This window comes from Pseudomonas savastanoi (assembly GCF_020917325.1).
Lineage (GTDB): Bacteria > Pseudomonadota > Gammaproteobacteria > Pseudomonadales > Pseudomonadaceae > Aquipseudomonas > Aquipseudomonas amygdali.
The window spans coordinates 2,259,772-2,277,861 of sequence record NZ_CP076652.1; the positions used below are offsets into that span (position 1 = coordinate 2,259,772).

Consider the following 18,090-nt stretch of genomic DNA (forward strand, 5'->3'; position numbering starts at 1 on the left):
GCGGTTCAGACTCGCGCCGCAGTCACGGCCGCCGAACCCCAGGTGGTTCTCCAGCGACGTTTAACGTTCAGCAAACCGAACCAGGCCAGCACCGCCAGACCTGCGAACAGCCACAGGCCCAACTGGTAATCGCCAGTGTTCTGTTTGATAGTGCCCAGACCGGCTGCCAGCAGGAAGCCACCGATGCCGCCTGCCATGCCGATCAGGCCGGTCATGACCCCGATTTCCTTGCGGAAACGCTGCGGAACCAGCTGAAAGACCGCGCCGTTACCGGCACCCAGGCCCAGCATCGCGGCAACGAACAGGGCCAGTGCTGCCCACGAACTTGGCAGGTTGAAACCCACCGCCGCGATACCGATGGCCGCAACGGCGTACATCACGGTCAACGTGCGAATCCCGCCAAAGCGGTCAGCCAGCGCGCCACCGAGCGGGCGCATCAGGCTGCCGCCGAAGACACAGGCAGCGGTGTAGTAACCGGCAGTAATCGGGCTCAAGCCATATTGGTCGTTGAAATAGCCGGGCAGGGCGCTGGCCAGGCCGATGAAGCCGCCGAACGTCACGCTGTAGAAAAACATGAACCACCAGCTGTCACGATCACCCAGCGCCTTGAGATAGTCCGCCATGGATTTGGGCTTGCTGCGCTCCGGGGCGTTGCGCGCCATAAGGGTGAAAGCGATCAGGGTCAGAACCAGCGGGATCAGCGCCAGACCGAACACGTTGCCCCAACCGAAACTGGCGGCCAGTACCGGCGCGATCAATGCTGCCAGCACGGTACCCGAGTTGCCCGCACCGGCAATGCCCATCGCCTTGCCTTGGTGCTGCGGTGGATACCATTGCGACGCCAGAGGCAGCGCGACGGCGAATGAAGCGCCCGCCATACCCAGAAACAGCCCCAGCAGCAGTACCTGACCGTAGGTGTGAATGCCCAGTTGCCAGGCTGCCAGCAGTGCGCCGATGACAATCGCCTGACCGATGATGCCGGCTGTCTTGGGCGACAGCTGGTCCGCCAGCAGACCCATGAAAAAGCGCAGCACGGCACCCGCCAGAATCGGTGTGGCGACCATCAGGCCGCGTTGCTGAGTGGTCAGGTGCAGGTCAGTGGCAATCTGCACGGCCAGCGGGCCGAGCAGGTACCAGACCATGAAGCTCAGGTCGAAATAGAGAAACGCCGCAAACAGGGTCGGTTTATGGCCTGCCTTCCAGAAGCTTGTATCCATGTGCACACCTCATCATCTGCTAGTTAGTCAGTCGGGCCATGACCTCGACACGGGGTATTCCAGACGCTGTGGTGGAGTGTTCCGAATGACGGCGACTCCACCGGCCCCGTCACCGGGACCAAAACGCAAAAAACGTCGCCTCTCTGTCCACGTGAGCGGAAAGAGATGAGCGACGTCTTTGTCGTAAAAAGTGATAGCCGCCGTTGGCTACCGTGCGATTGCTAAAGCAAGAGATGGGCCAATGGCGTTGCGAGCGGTTAGCTGCAAGCTGCGAGCGGGTTTGGGTGATTTCCAGGAAGTAGGCGAGGGCCGGTCAGTGACCTTGAAGCGGGCGCTCGTCAGCAAAGCGCCGTAAAACAGGGCGCGCCGCGAGCGACAGCCTGCAGCCTGACAGGACGAGATCAAGCGTGGTTACTGAAGAGTTTATTAAAGTTCAATGGCGTTATTATTATTTCATGTGCCACTAGTTTTGATATTAGGTACTGTCACTGTGATGCTGTTTTGATGTGCTTGTATGACGGTGTTAATAGCGATGATCAATAAGTGTTAATATTTATTAATTTTCTGTTTATTGAAGTTGTACGATAACGCCGGTCTCAATATTTAATTTACATTGCCCGGTATCTCTGACAGCATTCATTGCACCGTGATTAACACGGCTCATTCATCAGGACATGAATTTACTCTTCACTATGGCAATCTGTAATTGCAAATTGCCTGTCAATTTCGATAAATGTTTACTTTTGAAAAAAGTAATCGGCTACTCGCTCTTTTTCCGGTTTTCAGTTGCCCCAGGGCTTGAAACACCGATCCCGGGTACCTCCCGGCACTACAGCCCGCAGACCGGGCTGTCTTCCTCTTCGCGCTTCATTGCAGGCGCCAATAAAGGACATCATCATGAGTAACATCAATTACGCACCTACCATCTGGTCCCGTGCCGATGCGTTGAAGGTCAATGAAAATGATCCGACCACCACGCAGCCGTTGGTAAAAGCGGACTTTCCGGTCATGAGTGATAAGGTCTTCATCTGGGACACCATGCCGTTGCGAGAGCTTGACGGCACGGTGGTCTCAGTCAACGGCTGGTCGGTTATCGTCACACTGACGGCTGATCGCCACCCCGACGACCCGCAGTATCTCGGCGCCAACGGCCGCTACGACATCAAGCGCGACTGGGAAGATCGTCACGGGCGGGCGCGCATGTGCTACTGGTATTCGCGCACCGGCAAGAACTGGATCTTCGGTGGCCGGGTCATGGCCGAAGGCGTGTCGCCCACCACCCGTGAGTGGGCGGGCACACCGGTATTATTGAATGACAAGGGTGATATCGATCTTTACTACACCTGCGTGACACCGGGGGCGACCATTGCCAAAGTGCGCGGCCGTATTGTGACGTCCGATCAGGGCGTGGAGTTGAAAGACTTTACCCAGGTCAAAAAACTGTTCGAGGCCGACGGCACTTATTATCAAACCGAAGCGCAGAACTCGACGTGGAACTTCCGCGACCCGAGTCCGTTTATTGATCCCAATGATGGCAAGTTGTATATGGTCTTTGAAGGTAATGTGGCCGGCGAACGCGGTACGCATACCGTTGGCGCTGCAGAACTTGGCCCGGTGCCACCCGGCCATGAAGAAGTGGGGGGTGCGCGTTTTCAAGTGGGCTGTATCGGCCTGGCAGTTGCGAAAGATCTCAGCGGAGAAGAGTGGGAAATACTACCGCCACTGGTGACTGCGGTGGGCGTCAATGACCAGACTGAACGTCCGCATTATGTCTTTCAGGACGGCAAGTATTATTTATTCACCATTAGTCACAAGTTTACGTATGCCGACGGTGTGACCGGGCCGGACGGCGTTTACGGTTTTGTGGGCGAGCATTTGTTCGGGCCTTACCGGCCGATGAACGCTTCCGGACTGGTGCTGGGCAATCCGCCTGCACAGCCATTCCAGACGTACTCCCACTGTGTGATGCCCAACGGCTTGGTGACTTCGTTCATCGACAGCGTGCCCACCAGCGGCGATGACTACCGTATCGGCGGCACCGAGGCGCCGACGGTCAGAATCCTGTTGAAGGGCGACCGCTCGTTCGTGCAGGAAGAGTATGACTACGGCTACGTCCCGGCGATGAAGGATGTGCAGTTGAGCTGACAGGCTGCGCCCCTGTAAACGCTGAAGAACGCCTGTGCGAGCAGGCGTTCTTCGCTCGTTTACCCCAGTAGCTCGCTCATCGCGATAATTTGCTCGGCCACCTGAATCAGCTTTTGCTGGCGACTCATCGCTTGGCGCCGCATCAGGGTGTACGCCTCTTCCTCGTTGCAATCCTTCATTTTCATCAGCAGCCCCTTGGCCAGTTCGATGCGCTTGCGCTCGGCCAGTTGCTGATCGCGGGCATGCAATTGCGCACGCAGCGCCTGATCGCTTTCAAAGCGGGCCATTGCCACATCCAGAATCGGTTGCAGCCGTTGGGCCTGAATACCCTCGACGATATAAGCGCTGACCCCGGACTTGATGGCCTGGCGCATCACGCCCGGATCGTGCTCGTCGGTGAACATCACGATGGGTCGCGGCTGGTCACGGCTGACCAGCACCACTTGTTCCATTACATCGCGTCCTGGCGATTCGGTGTCGATCAGGATGACGTCCGGGCGCACCGCTTCAACGCGAGCGGGCAAGTCGATGATCAGGCCGGATTCGTCGATCACGTCGAAACCGGCCTCTATCAAGGCTGACTTGAGGCGACCGACCTTTTTGGCGGTGTCATTGATAAGCAGGATACGCAGCATGGTCACGTTCTCCGTCAACGACTGGCCACAGCGGGCGCGTTGTCGGCCAGCGAGTGGAGCTTGAAGCTACGTGCGTAGCCTGCGGGATCGCTGCCGTCCCAGACCTTGCCATCGATCAACTGACTGCTGCGCAGGGTTGCTGCGGGTGAGTCGATGCCCAGCGCATCGGCTGCCTGGCGATACAGGTCCAGTTGCTGGACGCGGCTGGCGACGGCCAGGTAGTCCGGGTCTTCACGCAACAGGCCCCAGCGCCGGAACTGAGTCATGAACCACATGCCGTCGGACAGCCACGGATAATTGACCTGCCCCTGATCATGGAAACTGACTGCATGCGGGTCCTGCCAGTGATTGCCGAGGCCGTCGCTGTAGTGGCCAAGCAGGCGTGGCTCGATGCAGTCCGGCGAGGTATCCAGATAATCCGCACCGCTGAGCAGCTGTGCGGTGCTGCGCCGGTTATGATCGCTTTGCTCGATGAAACGGCTGGCTTCCAGGACGGCCATGATCAGTGCTCTGGCCGTGTTGGGGTTCTGTTCGACAAACTCGCGGGTACAGCCCAGCACCTTGCCCGGGTGATCCGGCCAGATCGACTGGCTGGTCGCCATCGTGAAGCCCAGTTGCTGCTGAACGGCGCTGGCACCCCAGGGTTCGCCGACGCAGAAACCGTCGATGCGCCCAGCCTGCAGGTGTTGCGCCATTTGCGTGGGGGGCACCACGACACTGTTCACATCATCGAGCGGGTGAATGCCCTGGCTGGCGAGCCAGTAGTAGAGCCACATGGCATGGTTGCCGGTGGGGAAGGTCTGCGCGAAGGTCAGCCTTGAGCCGCTTTGGTGCGCACGTTTGTCCAGTGCCTCAGGAGTGATCACGCCAGCCTCCTGCAATTCGCGGGACAGGTTGATGCACTGGCCGTTCTGATTGAGCCCCATGAGGATCGCCATGTCGGTCGCCGGACCACCGCTGATGCCCATTTCCACCGCATAGATCAGGCCGTACAGGCTGTGTGCCGCCTGCAACTGCCCGCTGACCAGCCTGTCGCGCAGCCCGGCCCAGGAGGTCTGACGCTCGAGGTTCAGGCTCAGGCCGTAAGGCTGGGCGAAACCCTGAGTGGCCGCGACCACCAGCGGGGCGCAGTCGGTCAATGCCATGAAGCCCACGTCCAGGCTGTTCATTTCCGGGGCGTCGCTACCGGCCACCCAGTCCAGCGCATTACCGGTTCGTTCGTTCATCGCGCGTGCTTCATCAAAGGTCCGTCCAGAAAAAAGGCGTCGTCCGACCCATTGCAATGCAAGTGTCGAAGCGACGCCGTTGTCCATGCACCGCTCCGCCGTTGGAGCGAGTGCCGATAGCGGTTTCAAGCAAGGCATATGCCATCGCCGGGGAGAGGCGAGCAACAAGTTTGTCGCGCGCCTCGCCTGACAGGCCTGCACACGTCTATAATCGCCACCCTGAATTCAGCTGCTCACGAGCCCATCCCGCCATGTATAACCTGGCCCGCCAGTTACTGTTCAAACTTTCCCCGGAAACCTCTCATGACCTTTCGCTGGACCTGATCGGTGCAGGCGGGCGGCTGGGCCTCAATGGCCTGCTGAGCAAGTCCCCGGCGAAGTTGCCGGTCAGTGTGATGGGCCTTGAATTTCCCAACCCTGTGGGGCTGGCAGCAGGTCTGGACAAAAACGGTGCAGCCATCGATGGCTTTGCGCAACTGGGCTTCGGCTTTGTCGAGATCGGTACTGTGACGCCACGTCCACAGCCGGGCAACCCCAAGCCGCGCATTTTCCGCCTGCCGCACGCCGAGGCGATCATCAATCGCATGGGCTTCAACAATCTGGGTGTCGACAACCTGGTGTCCCGGGTCCAGGCGGCAAAGTATCGCGGCATTCTGGGCATCAATATCGGCAAGAACTTCGACACGCCGGTCGAGCGTGCGGTCGACGATTACCTGATCTGCCTGGACAAGGTCTATGCCCATGCCAGCTACGTCACCGTCAACGTCAGTTCGCCCAATACGCCGGGGCTGCGCAGCCTGCAGTTCGGTGACTCGCTCAAGCAACTGCTCCAGGCCCTGAGCCTGCGCCAGGAGGAACTGACGCAACGGCACGGCAGGCGCGTGCCACTGGCGATCAAGATTGCCCCGGACATGAGCGATGAAGAAACCGTGCTGGTGGCCTCTGCACTGATAGAGTCGGGTATGGATGCAGTGATTGCCACCAACACCACGCTCAGCCGCCAGGGTGTGGAAGGGCTGCCGCATGGCGATGAAGCGGGTGGTCTGTCGGGTGCGCCGGTGCGGGAAAAAAGCACGCACATCGTCAAGGTGCTGGCCGGTGAGCTGGCGGGTCGCCTGCCGATCATTGCCGCTGGTGGAATCACTGAAGGCCGGCATGCTGCCGAGAAGATAGCCGCAGGTGCCAGTCTGGTGCAGATCTATTCCGGTTTCATCTACAAGGGCCCTGCGCTGATTCGCGAATCGGTGGACGCCATTGCGGCAATGCCACCGGCCGTACGCTGAATCGAAGGCAAAAAAAGGGGCTCCTCGAGAGAGCCCCTGGGCGTTGGCCCGCCGCCCGGGTCGGGCGTGCATTGTACAGGTGTGAATCAGTCAATCATGTGGGTGGCCCGACAGAGGCCTGAAAGTCTTTTAATCGCCTCATCCGACCGCGTGAAGTTCGTTGAGTCTGTGGATGCCCGCAGTGCCGGTCATACCGTCCCAGTTGTCGCCGCGTCCTTCGCGCCAGCCATTGATCCATGCCTGGCGTACTGACGGTAGAGTAAAAGGGCAAAGCTCACGGGATTTACCATGAACGCCGTATTGATATCCGCGTAAAAATGCTCTTTCCAACGGATCACGCTTAAGTCTTCTCATAGGGTAATGCCCTCGTCTGTTGACTGTAATATCCCTGAGACCCCGTGATGAGGTCGGGCAGAATCTTCTGCCGTTGGGGCCCGCTGCCGGCGTCGCGGGCCTTGATGCCATAACCGTTGCGGAGATGACCTGAGACGATTTCTAACCAAAGCGCAGGGCGGTGTGAATGATCGTTTTGTCATAAGCACGTCACATTCAGGTCTGTCGAGCAATAAGCGATGATCTGTTTCCACCATGATTTTTTCTGCGGCCCCTTGAACATGGGCGTTTGCAGGCTAATTGAAATCGCTTATCAGGCTCATATACTGGCTCAATGCCTTGGCTGTTTAAGCGACGAAGGGTCATGATCGGCGCTGCACAAATGTGACTTTTCAAAACACGACTCTTGATTGCGCGCCTTATTGCCGACATCGGCTTACCTGATATCTGTTCTAATACGCGCCATAACTGCCGCAATGACATGACAGGATCATGCGGTGGACCGGTACACATCACGTGCCACGCAGGCGTTCTCCACGAAAGACGCCTGTTCAAATCTGGCAGGGCAATGCGTTGCCCGCCGCTGACGGCTCAGGCCCTGGAATACACATGTCGGATCGCTACGAACTTTTCCTTACTTGCCCCAAAGGCCTTGAAGGACTGCTTGCCGAGGAAGCTACGGCACTGGGTCTGCAAGAGACCCGCGAGCACACGTCGGCCATTCGCGGCTCGGCCGACATGGAGACCGCCTACCGGCTGTGCCTCTGGTCGCGGCTGGCCAACCGCGTGCTGCTGGTGCTCAAGCGCTTCCCGATGAAGGATGCCGAAGACCTCTATCACGGCGTACTGGATGTCGAGTGGCATGATCATCTCGAGTCCGATGGCACCATCGCAGTGGAGTTCAGTGGCCACGGGTCAGGCATCGATAACACCCACTTCGGTGCATTGAAGGTCAAGGATGCGATCGTCGACAAACTGCGTACACCGGATGGCGAGCGTCCGTCGGTGGACAAGATCAACCCCGATCTGCGCGTGCACCTGCGACTGGACCGAGGCGAAGCCATTCTGTCCCTCGATCTGTCCGGGCACAGCCTGCACCAGCGCGGCTATCGCCTGCAGCAGGGCGCTGCACCGCTGAAGGAAAACCTCGCCGCCGCTATCCTGATCCGTGCTGGCTGGCCGCGTATTGCTGCCGAGGGCGGCGCGCTGGCTGACCCGATGTGCGGTGTCGGTACGTTTCTGGTCGAGGCCGGCATGATCGCCGCCGACATCGCCCCGAACATCAAGCGTGAACGCTGGGGCTTTTCTGCCTGGCTCGGCCACGTTCCGGCGCTGTGGCGCAAGCTGCACGACGAAGCGCTGGCCCGCGCAGAAGCAGGGCTGGCCAAAACGCCTTCATGGATTCGCGGTTACGAGGCCGATCCGCGACTGATCCAGCCTGGGCGCAACAACATCGAACGTGCAGGTCTGAGTGACTGGATCAAGGTCTATCAGGGCGAAGTCGCGACCTTCGAGCCGCGTCCCGACCAGAACCAGAAAGGTCTGGTGATCTGCAACCCTCCGTACGGCGAGCGTCTGGGTGATGAAGCCAGCCTGCTGTATCTCTACCAGAATCTGGGCGAGCGCCTGCGTCAGTCCTGCCTTAACTGGGAAGCTGCGGTGTTCACCGGCGCGCCTGACCTGGGCAAGCGCATGGGCATTCGCAGCCACAAACAGTATTCGTTCTGGAACGGTGCCTTGCCGTGCAAACTGCTGCTGATCAAGGTCACGCCTGATCAGTTCGTGACCGGCGAGCGTCGCACACCCGAGCAGCGTCAGATCGAGCGCGAGAACCCTGTCGAAGTTGAAGTCGTTGAAAGAAAGCTCAACAAGAACGGCAACCCGATCAAGCCGGAACCGGTGGTGGTCGAACAGGCGCGCCTGAGCGAAGGCGGGCAGATGTTTGCCAATCGCCTGCAAAAGAACCTCAAGCAGATGGGCAAATGGGTGCGCCGCGAAGGTATCGATTGCTACCGCGTGTATGACGCCGACATGCCTGAATATTCGCTGGCGATCGACCTGTATCACGACTGGGTTCACGTTCAGGAATACGCAGCGCCCAAGTCCATCGATCCGGAAAAGGCTTCGGCCCGGCTGTTCGATGCGCTGGCGGCGATTCCGCAGGCGTTGAACATCGACAAGAACCGTGTGGTGATCAAACGTCGCGAGCGTCAGAGCGGCACCAAACAATACGAGCGTCAAAGCGCGCAGGGCCAGTTTCTGGAAGTCAGCGAAGGCGGCGTCAAGTTGCTAGTGAATCTGACCGACTACCTCGATACCGGGCTGTTTCTCGACCATCGTCCGATGCGCATGCGTATTCAGCGCGAGGCGGCCGGCAAGCGCTTCCTGAACCTGTTTGCCTACACCGCGACTGCCAGCGTACATGCTGCCAAGGGCGGTGCGCGCAGCACCACTAGCGTTGACCTGTCGCGGACCTATCTGGACTGGGCGCGGCGCAATCTGTCGTTGAACGGTTTCTCCGACAAGAATCGTCTGGAGCAGGGCGACGTGATGGCCTGGCTGCAGGCCAATCGCGACGAATACGACCTGATCTTCATCGATCCGCCGACGTTCTCCAACTCCAAGCGCATGGAAGGCATTTTTGATGTGCAGCGTGATCAGGTCGAGCTGATCGATCTGGCCATGGCGCGTCTGGCTCCGGGTGGCGTGCTGTACTTCTCCAACAACTTCCGCAAGTTCGTGCTCGATGAAAATCTGAGCCAGCGCTATGCGGTGGAGGATATTACCGCGCAAACCATCGACCAGGATTTTGCCCGCAACGGCAAGATTCACCGCGCCTGGAAAATCATGGCGCGTGCCTGACACGGTGTGTGATGAGCTTGCCTGTAACAGTTTTGTACAGGTTTGCTCATCGCTCGCTATGAAAATTACTGGCGAATAGCTATAACAGAAGTCATAGCCAGCTTGGCGTTTCAGCATGTTGGCGTCATGAGTTTCTGTGTATGACAGCGAAACGGTTCAGGCTCAGAGTTCTGAGTTTCATCAACGGCCAGCTCTCAGCGTGGCCAATAGCCGTTTTAGCATTGATGGTCGGAGCGGCACTTACCATCATGTTGGCGCTGGCCGACAATGAGCTCTACCAGCGTCAATTGCGCCAGCGGTTCGATATGCTTGCCGCAGAGCGCTTCAGTCGTCTTCAGGAGCGTCTGGACCGGCAGGTCACTCGGCTGGACACCCTGTGTCGCTTCTTTATCTTTTCCCATCAGGTCGAGCAATCGGAATTCGACGGCTTTGTCGCGCCATTGCTGATTGGAACCCAGGCGTACGCCTGGAACCCCAGAGTGACGTTTGCGGAGCGGGCCGCTTTTGAACAGCAGGCGCGCGAGGAGGGCTCAGCCGAATACGCCATACGAGAAATGGATGAAAACGGTACCTTGAAAACCGCCGCTGTGCGCAATGAGTATTTTCCGGTTCGATTCATCCAGACCCTCAGCAAAATTCCCACGCCGTCGGGGTTCGATATAGCCTCGGAGCCGGTACGTCATGTCGCCCTTGAGCGTGCGCGTTTGCTCAAGCGCATTGTTGCAACGCCTCGTATCAGCCTGCTGGCCCTTGACCCGTCAGACACGTACGGAATTTTGCTGGTGGCGCCGGTATTCTCCATTGGCGAGCCGCCTTCGGAATTGAGGGGGTATGTCACGGCAGTGATCAGCCTGGCGCAATTGATGAGCATTGGCACCGCGGAACAGGACAATCTTGCGGTCACCATGCTTGACCTCAGCTCGCCGACAAAGCCTGAGCAGGTTTACCAGTCGCCGGTCGCAGCCATACGCAATCATTTGTACGCCAGCAGCCTGCTGAGCCTGGGCGACAGGGATTATCTGGTCGAGGTTCGCCCTACGGAAATCTTCAGCCAGAGCAATCAGAGCATTATGCCGGGCCGGGTGCTGTGGCTCGGCGGGCTTTTGAGCCTGATGCTCAGCGCGTTGCTCTACAGCCTGATCAGCCAGCGTCAGCGAGCCTTGCAGCGTGTGGCGCAGCGTACCCGTGAGTTGCGCCAGCGCGGGCAGCAGTTGCGGGCGGCGCACGGGCAATTGCGCAGTGTGCTGGACGCCGCGACGGAAGTGGCGATTATTGCAACCGACCTGGACGGGCTGATCACAACGTTCAACGTCGGTGCGCAGAAGATGCTGGGTTATTCGCAGGAAGAGGTGCTGGGCAGGCTGCGCCTCATGGACCTTTATCAGTCGGCTGAGCTGGAGGCTCGTGCGAGTGTATTGAGCAAGGACCGCGGGCACCCGGTCAGCGCTTCCCGGCTGATGTTTCTCGACGCCGTGCAAGACGCTCATCATCCCTCGCAGGAGTGGACCCTGCAGCGTAGTGACGGCAGCACCCTGGTGGTGAACATGCTGGTGACCGCCGTGCGCGACGATCAGGGGCTGTGGACCGGGTACCTGGCGGTGTGCATCGATGTCACCGAGCACAAGCGCGTCAACGAGGCTCTTGCCGAACAAGGGCAATTGTTGAAAAAGCTCGGCTCGCAGGTGCCTGGCGGCATTTATCAGTATCACCTGGCTATCGACGGCAGTGCGCGCTTCAGGTACGCCAGTGCCGGTATGTGCGAGCTGTTTGAAGTCGATGAAGCGCAGTTGCTGGGCGATTCCGAGGCCGTTTTGCGACGTATCCAACCACCGGACCTGACGCGCGTCAAAAGCTCGATTCTGGTCAGCGCGAAGCATCTGACACCCTGGAGCGAAGAGTACCGTGTCGACCTGCCACGCAAGGGCCAGCGCTGGTTGCGCGCTGCATCGACACCGGAACGGTTGGCAGACGGCAGCGTGCTATGGCACGGCTTTGTGTCCGATATCACCGACCTCAAGCGTGTCGAACAGGAATTGCGCGCGCTTTCGGTCACCGACGTACTGACCGGCGCCTACAACCGGCGCTATTTCCAGGACCGCATGCAGGCCGAGCTGAAAAGGATCGACCGGCACGGCGGTAACCTGTCGATCATCATGCTCGATATCGATCATTTCAAGCGCATCAATGACCGTTTCGGGCATGCCGCAGGCGATCAGGTGCTCAAGGCGATTTCGGAAAAGATCAGCCAGCGCCTGCGCAGCGATGATGTGTTCTGCCGCCTGGGCGGAGAAGAGTTCATGGTGATCTGCCCGGGCGCACGGGGCTCGCAGGCGTATCAGCTGGCCTTGAGCCTGCGCGAGGGCCTGCGCAATCAGGTTATCGAAGGCGTCGACCAGGTTGTGACGGCCAGCTTCGGCATCGCCAGCTGGCGAGCCGGTGAGGGGATCGACACGATGTTGTTGCGCGCTGACTCGGGCGTCTATGCCGCCAAACAGGCCGGTCGCGATCGGGTCGAGCCCGAGCAGATCTGACGCACACAGACCCGCTTCGAAAGCGGGTCTGCTGGTTGCATGCTGCGGGTGGTTATTGCTGGATCGAGACCGTGGTGTTGCTCAGTTTCGGCTGTCGATACAGATCGACCAGTACCTCGTCAAGTATCGAGGATGCGCCAAACGGACGCGGATCGTTGAGGATCGCCACGACCGCCCAGGTGTTGCCGTTGCTGTCGCGGCTGAAGCCGGCAATGGCGCGAACCGTGTTCAGTGTGCCTGTCTTGATGTGCGCTTCACCCAGCAGCGGGGTGCGCTTCAGACGTTTACGCATGGTGCCGTCCATGCCTGCCAGCGGCATCGAACTCATGAATTCGGCAGCATACGGGCTGCGCCAGGCAGCCTGCAGGATAATGGCCATCTCACGGGCACTGACACGTTCCGCACGTGACAGACCGGAGCCGTTCTCCATGACCAGATGCGGCGCGGTGATGCCTTTTTTCGCCAGCCATTGGCGGATGACGCGCTGTGCGGCTTTGCCGTCGTCACCGTCAGCTTCATTACGGAACTCTTCACCCAGGCTCAGAAACAGTTGCTGGGCCATGGTGTTGTTGCTGAATTTATTGATGTCACGAATGACTTCCACCAGATCCGGTGAAAAAGCCTTGGCCAGCAGCTTGGCATTGCCGGGCAGAACGCCAACGCGGTCCTTGCCCTGGATGGTGCCGCCCAGTTCCTGCCAGATGGCCCTTACTGCGCCGGCCGCGTAGGTCGGATGGTCCAGCAGCGAAAGATAGGTCTGCGAATTGCAACCGTTGCCCAACTGGCCAGTCACCGTCACATTGACGCTGCCGTCAGGCTGGGTGACCGGGTTGTAACGCACATCTCCGGTGCACTGCTTCGATGCGCTTGCCTTGACCTGGTTGTCGATGTGGATGGTCGCAATCGGCGGCTCGACCGAAACCAGAATCCTGCCGTCATCGTTGCGGGTCACGAAGCGCAATGCCTTGAGGTTGACCATCAGCGCATCGGGCTTGACCAGAAACGGCTTGTTCTCGTCGTTGCCGTCATCATTGAACTCGGGCAATTGCGGCTGCACAAAATGACTGCGGTCCAATACCAGATCCCCGGTCACCTGTTGCACACCGTTGGCGCGCAGGTCACGCATCAGCAACCAGAGCTTTTCCATATTCAGCTTTGGATCGCCGCCGCCCTTGAGGTACAGGTTGCCGCGCAGCACGCCGTTGCTCAGGGTGCCGTCGGTGAAGAATTCGGTTTTCCACTGGTGGGTAGGGCCGAGCATTTCCAGCGCGGCGTAAGTGGTGATCAGCTTCATGGTGGAAGCCGGGTTGACCGATACGTCGGCATTGAACACGGTCGGCGTGCCCGGCCCGTTGAGTGGCAACATCACCAGCGAGAGCGCGTCATCGCCGAGTTTGCTGGCTTTAAGGGCCTGTTGAACCTTGGGGGGCAGCGTGGTGTTGATGACGGCGGCGTAGGAGGGAAGAGCCAGTGGCAAAAGAATTGACGCGAGCAACAATGGACGTAGCGACTTGATCATTGAATAAAACCCTACTGCAAGGGGGACATAAAAAAGAGGGCATGGATGGATTCCCTCGGTAACTATTTCGATGCGATGTTGATAACTATAGTAGTGAATGCGTGGCGGGCTTTTTTTGTAACACACAGTGCCAAGCATGAAACGAGCCGCATTATGCCCCAAGCAGGGCAGGCTTGTGATGGGGGGCAGGCCGGTAAACGTTATTTTTTATCGATCGGGCCTGCATCGCTGTCGCAACCCCGGATATACATGACAGACCGCAATTGTCGGGCTTTTAAATCGCCAAGCTGGTAAAGTGCCGCCCGATATTTATTGATGAGGATTGTCCCATGGCCAATAACCGCTCCCGCCGTCTGCGCAAAAAACTGTGTGTGGACGAGTTCCAGGAATTGGGTTTTGAACTGAACCTGGGCTTCAAGCAAGAGCTGGATGACAAGGCAATCGATGCTTTCCTTGACGCTTTCCTGAAAGAAGCAATGGAAGCCAACGGTCTTGGTTATGTGGGCGGCGACGACTTCGGTCTGGTTTGCCTGAGCAAGCGTGGCTCGGTCAGCGAAGAACAGCGTGTTGCTGTCGAAGCCTGGCTCAAAGGCCGCAGTGAACTGACAGAAGTCACTGTCAGCCAGCTGATCGACGTCTGGTACCCGGAAAAAGAAATCAACCCGGCCGCCTGATGTAACGGGAGGCAGGCCAGCGCCTGCCTCCCTTGCTGCTCCCCCTTCGCCATACCTTCTTTGAAGCACCTTCAGTCAGGTTTCGCCTGCTGCAGAATCAGCGCGTCCTCAAGCTCGATCATCGCCAGCTCCACAACCTGCTGACAGGTATGGAACTGTTCATCCGGTGTGTCCGCTTCGCAGGCCTGTTCAAGCGCATCGCAGGCATCGACCACCCTTGAAGCGCTGATGATTCGTGCGGCACCTTTGATCCTGTGGGCCAGGTCGCGGGTTTTCCTGCGATTGTTTTCCGGTATCAGTCTGGCCAGCAACAGCCGGTCCTCGTGATTGCTGTGCAGGAGCTGCGCAAGCAGGCGTTCAACCATTTCCGGGCGGTCACCGGTCAGGTTGCTGACGCTGTCGAGGCTGAACGGCAGAGGTGTGCGCGCCTGTGGCGAAATGGCTGTCAGCCGTTCGCTGAGCATCGAAAGGCTGATGGGTTTGAACAGGCAGTCGTCCATGCCTGCTGCGCGGCAGCGCTCGATCTCATCAGGTTGCGCATTGGCCGTGAAACCCCAGACCGGACAGCGTGGCTGGCCGTCTGCATCTTCAATCGCGCGGATTGCCGTGGTCATGTCATAGCCGTTCATGACCGGCATGTTGCAGTCGACAACCACCAGATCAAAGCTATCGGTCTTCCAGTGCTCAAGCCCCTGCGCGCCGTTTTCGGCCATTTCGCAATGGTGACCGAGAAAACCAAGCTGCTGGCAGAGCAGCAGCCGGTTGGCAGGATGGTCGTCGACGATCAGGATCCGTAGCGTCTGGTGAGCCACAGCTATCGGTGGTTTAGCGACGGGCTGGCCGCTCAGCGGTTCAAGTGTGGTCAGCACCAGATTCATACTGACCCGGGTGCCTTGACCCGGTGTGCTGTCGAGCGAAAGGTTGCCGCCCATCATCATGCACAGGTTGCGGCAAATCACCAGGCCCAGCCCTGCACCGGTACGCGCCATTTGCCCGGTGTTATCGGCCTGGGCAAAGGGCTTGAACAAACGCTGCTGGTCTTCAGTGCTGATGCCTATGCCGCTGTCCTGAACGGTGATGTGCAGGTGCAGCAACTGCGGGTCGGGGCTTTCTGCTGCCTGCAGCACGATCCTGATCCGTCCCATCGGGGTGAACTTGATGGCGTTGCTCACCAGGTTGGACAGTATCTGCTTGAAGCGCAGCGGGTCGATCAGCACATCGGCGGTGATTCGGCTGTCCAGTTCCAGCACCAGGTCAAGGTCCTTCTGGCGAGCCAGACCGTCGAATACCCGCAGCACCGACTCTACCAGTCGACGCAGGTTCGCCCGCTCCGGGTTCAGTGAAAGCCGCCCGGATTCGATGCGTGCGATATCGAGAATGTCGCCGATCAGGTCCAGAAGGTCGTTGGCCGAGCTGTAGGCGACTTCTATGGCGGAACGGTCAAGCTCGCCATGATCGGCACGTTTGAGCGCCAGCTCCAGCATTCCGATCACTGCATTCATGGGCGTACGGATTTCATGGCTCATGGTGGCAAGAAAGGTGCTCTTGGCACGGCTGGCAGCGTCAGCCTGTTCCTTGGCGGCCTGCAGGTCTTCGATAAGCTGGCGACGCTCGCTGATATCGATCCAGCCGCCAATGATGCCTTGTACCTCGCCCAGAGAGTCACGAAAGGGCAGGATCCAGTGGTAGATGGTCATCTGCCGGTCGCCAATGCGCAGGGGGCGGTCAAGGATCAGTGCAGTGTTGCTGGCCATGACCCGTTGATAGTCGGCAGCGTATTCCCGTGCTTCAAAGGCATTGCCCAGCACACCTTCGGTAGCGCTCTTGCCGATGATGTCTTCACGTTGCGCGGAGAAAACCCTCAGGTAGCTGTCATTGCACATGCGCAGCATGCCTTCGCGATCGCGCACGTAGATCGGATGGGGTGTGCCTTCGACCAGTGCACGCATGAATTCGAACTGGTCGCCCAGCGCCCGTTCCGCCGCTTCACGCTGCCGTATCTGCCGCCGCATCCAGGCATTCCAGGCCAGCAGGCCCAGCAGCAACAGGCCTGCACCGACCAGAATCTGATAGATCAGGCGTTCGTAGTCATGCCAGTTGGCGCTTGAAGGGGTGTAGGCGCGCCATCGATTGTTGATCGCCGCCAGATCCTGCGGCGCGATGCTTGCCAGCGCCTTGTCGAGAATCGAACTCAGCTCGATGGCATTGCGTGAGGTCGCCATCGAAATCAGCGCCGGGTCTTCGCCGATGGTGGCGGTCATTTGCAGGCGCTCCTCGAAGATGCCTGAAGACAGAAAGTAGTCTGCACTGAGCAGCGAGATGACCGCGCCTTCTGTTCTGCCCAGTGACAACATGTCCAGCGCCTGGAAGGGGTTGTCTATTTCCAGCGGTACGACTCTGGGATATTTGCGGCGCAGCCAGTCCAGCATCGGGCTGCCCTGGGTGATTGCCAGGCGTTTGCCGTCCATCTGCTCCAGATAGCTGGGCGAGCCCTGATCCTTGCGGGTGACCAGCACGAACGAATTGTCGATATAGGGCCGGCTGAAGCTCAGGCGGTCTTCCCGCTCATCGCTGGACACCAGCGCGCCGATCAGGTCCGCCTGGCCCTCGCTAACCTGGTTCAGCATGTCGGTCAGGCTGGGCGAGCGTTTGACGTCGAACCTGAGCCCGGTACGCAGACGGACCAGTTCAAGCAGGTCGGCGGTGATGCCGCGAAAGTTGCCCTTGGCGTCGAAGAAGGTCAGTGGTGCGTACGCTTCATTGACTACCACGCGTACGGTCGGGTGCTGAGCGATCCAGCGTTCCTCGCGTTGCGTCAGTTGCAGCTTCTGGTCGGTGAGCATCAGGTCGCTGCCGGTGCTCCAGCGCCTGGAAATGTTGATGCGCTCATCGACCGGAATTGCTTTCAGTGTCTGGTTGATGACACCCAGCAATTGTGTGTTTTCATTGCTGACGGCAAAGCTGAAGCCATTGGGCTCGTGCTTGCCGAAATTCGACATCTGCACGTTGTTCAGATAGCCCTTGTTGATGATGTATTGGGTGGAAATCGTATCGCCCAGAAAGACATCGGCCTGGTTGAAGGCTACGGCGTTGATGGCGTTCTGAAACGAGGGGTAGGTTTTCAGTGTTGCACCGGGGTACATCGCCTCGACCTCTGCGGGTGGCAGATAGTGATAGACCATGCTCAGCCGCATGCCTTTGAGGCCCTCATTGAGGGGCCGCGTGTCTCCGACCCGAGTGACCAGCACGGGCTGATCAACCGAGTAGGGCTGTGACAGTCTGATGTTGCGATCAACCGCTTCAAAGCCGTTGGCAGTGCCCAGCAGGTCGACCTGGCCTGTGATCAGGGCCTTGATAGCTGCATCGCGGGTTTCGAAACGCTGCACCCTGACCGGCAGGTCCAGCGCATCCGAAATGATGCCTGCGTAATCGGCAGTGATGCCTTCGTAGTCGTTGCCTGACATCGTGATATCGAAGGGCGGGTAATCGGGGTTCGAGATGCCGAGAGTCAGTTCACGTTGACCGCGTACCCATTGCCATTGGCTGCTGTCCAGCTTCACGTCCATGTGCGCCGGGCTTGAGCGACCGAGCAGTGTGTAATGTTCGGCCGCATAAAGGCTGGCCTGAGCACTCCAGCCCATGCACAGGCCTGTGGCCAGTATTAA

11 protein-coding genes are annotated in these 18,090 nt (G+C 59.0%); 5 read left to right on the forward strand and 6 right to left on the reverse strand.

Features of this window, described 5'->3' with window-relative positions; all coding sequences use genetic code 11:
• Nucleotides 1–5 precede the first annotated feature (5 nt).
• A complete protein-coding gene (locus tag KP808_RS09770; RefSeq protein ID WP_230018283.1) occupies nt 6–1,217 on the reverse strand; it encodes a nitrate/nitrite transporter in 1,212 nt (403 codons plus the stop codon).
• A gap of 897 nt (nt 1,218–2,114) precedes the next feature.
• On the opposite strand from KP808_RS09770, the gene KP808_RS09775 reads away from it, so the two are divergent.
• Nucleotides 2,115–3,362 (forward strand): glycoside hydrolase family 68 protein, encoded by a 1,248-nt coding sequence (locus KP808_RS09775; protein ID WP_003433034.1) that lies wholly within the window; start codon nt 2,115–2,117, stop codon nt 3,360–3,362.
• Between the two features lie 59 nt (nt 3,363–3,421).
• Here the strand turns inward: KP808_RS09775 and KP808_RS09780 are convergent, their stop codons facing one another.
• A complete protein-coding gene (locus KP808_RS09780; RefSeq protein WP_044308275.1) occupies nt 3,422–3,997 on the reverse strand; it encodes an ANTAR domain-containing response regulator in 576 nt (191 codons plus the stop codon).
• A gap of 14 nt (nt 3,998–4,011) precedes the next feature.
• Nucleotides 4,012–5,223: a CmpA/NrtA family ABC transporter substrate-binding protein gene (locus KP808_RS09785; RefSeq protein WP_058408915.1), complete on the reverse strand. Its 1,212-nt coding sequence runs from the start codon at nt 5,221–5,223 to the stop codon at nt 4,012–4,014.
• A gap of 251 nt (nt 5,224–5,474) precedes the next feature.
• On the opposite strand from KP808_RS09785, the gene KP808_RS09790 reads away from it, so the two are divergent.
• Complete coding sequence (locus tag KP808_RS09790) at nt 5,475–6,506, forward strand: quinone-dependent dihydroorotate dehydrogenase (protein ID WP_230018285.1); 1,032 nt, start codon at nt 5,475–5,477, stop codon at nt 6,504–6,506.
• 138 nt (nt 6,507–6,644) lie between these two features.
• On the opposite strand, the gene rmf is transcribed toward KP808_RS09790, so the two are convergent.
• Nucleotides 6,645–6,860, reverse strand: a complete 216-nt coding sequence (gene rmf, locus KP808_RS09795) for a ribosome modulation factor (RefSeq protein ID WP_002553055.1) — start codon at nt 6,858–6,860, stop codon at nt 6,645–6,647.
• 588 nt (nt 6,861–7,448) lie between these two features.
• Between rmf and rlmKL the strand changes: the two genes are divergently transcribed.
• Together rlmKL and KP808_RS09805 are read left to right on the forward strand one after the other, a co-directional pair.
• Entirely contained in the window at nt 7,449–9,701 is a 2,253-nt protein-coding gene (gene rlmKL, locus KP808_RS09800) for a bifunctional 23S rRNA (guanine(2069)-N(7))-methyltransferase RlmK/23S rRNA (guanine(2445)-N(2))-methyltransferase RlmL (protein WP_230018287.1), read from the forward strand.
• A 140-nt stretch (nt 9,702–9,841) separates the two neighbouring features.
• A complete protein-coding gene (locus tag KP808_RS09805) occupies nt 9,842–12,232 on the forward strand; it encodes a sensor domain-containing diguanylate cyclase (protein ID WP_058401056.1) in 2,391 nt (796 codons plus the stop codon).
• 52 nt (nt 12,233–12,284) lie between these two features.
• Here KP808_RS09805 and dacB read toward each other — a convergent pair whose 3' ends face one another.
• Nucleotides 12,285–13,751, reverse strand: a complete 1,467-nt coding sequence (dacB, locus tag KP808_RS09810; RefSeq protein WP_230018289.1) for a D-alanyl-D-alanine carboxypeptidase/D-alanyl-D-alanine endopeptidase — start codon at nt 13,749–13,751, stop codon at nt 12,285–12,287.
• Nucleotides 13,752–14,080: 329 nt separating this feature from the next.
• Between dacB and KP808_RS09815 the strand changes: the two genes are divergently transcribed.
• Complete coding sequence (locus tag KP808_RS09815) at nt 14,081–14,425, forward strand: YggL family protein (RefSeq protein WP_058401058.1); 345 nt, start codon at nt 14,081–14,083, stop codon at nt 14,423–14,425.
• A gap of 71 nt (nt 14,426–14,496) precedes the next feature.
• Here the strand turns inward: KP808_RS09815 and KP808_RS09820 are convergent, their stop codons facing one another.
• Nucleotides 14,497–18,066 carry a transporter substrate-binding domain-containing protein gene (locus KP808_RS09820; protein WP_230018835.1) on the reverse strand — a complete coding sequence of 1,190 codons (3,570 nt, stop codon included), beginning with the start codon at nt 18,064–18,066 and terminating at the stop codon, nt 14,497–14,499.
• Nucleotides 18,067–18,090: the final 24 nt, after the last annotated feature.

Bases quoted from the DNA above. Each gene is read 5' to 3' on its own strand.
- KP808_RS09770 (WP_230018283.1), bottom strand. From the start codon at position 1,217: ATGGATACAAGCTTCTGGAAGGCAGGCCATAAACCGACCCTGTTTGCG.
- KP808_RS09775 (WP_003433034.1), top strand. From the start codon at position 2,115: ATGAGTAACATCAATTACGCACCTACCATCTGGTCCCGTGCCGATGCG.
- KP808_RS09780 (WP_044308275.1), bottom strand. From the start codon at position 3,997: ATGCTGCGTATCCTGCTTATCAATGACACCGCCAAAAAGGTCGGTCGC.
- KP808_RS09785 (WP_058408915.1), bottom strand. From the start codon at position 5,223: ATGAACGAACGAACCGGTAATGCGCTGGACTGGGTGGCCGGTAGCGAC.
- KP808_RS09790 (WP_230018285.1), top strand. From the start codon at position 5,475: ATGTATAACCTGGCCCGCCAGTTACTGTTCAAACTTTCCCCGGAAACC.
- rmf (WP_002553055.1), bottom strand. From the start codon at position 6,860: ATGAGAAGACTTAAGCGTGATCCGTTGGAAAGAGCATTTTTACGCGGA.
- rlmKL (WP_230018287.1), top strand. From the start codon at position 7,449: ATGTCGGATCGCTACGAACTTTTCCTTACTTGCCCCAAAGGCCTTGAA.
- KP808_RS09805 (WP_058401056.1), top strand. From the start codon at position 9,842: ATGACAGCGAAACGGTTCAGGCTCAGAGTTCTGAGTTTCATCAACGGC.
- dacB (WP_230018289.1), bottom strand. From the start codon at position 13,751: ATGATCAAGTCGCTACGTCCATTGTTGCTCGCGTCAATTCTTTTGCCA.
- KP808_RS09815 (WP_058401058.1), top strand. From the start codon at position 14,081: ATGGCCAATAACCGCTCCCGCCGTCTGCGCAAAAAACTGTGTGTGGAC.
- KP808_RS09820 (WP_230018835.1), bottom strand. From the start codon at position 18,066: ATGGGCTGGAGTGCTCAGGCCAGCCTTTATGCGGCCGAACATTACACA.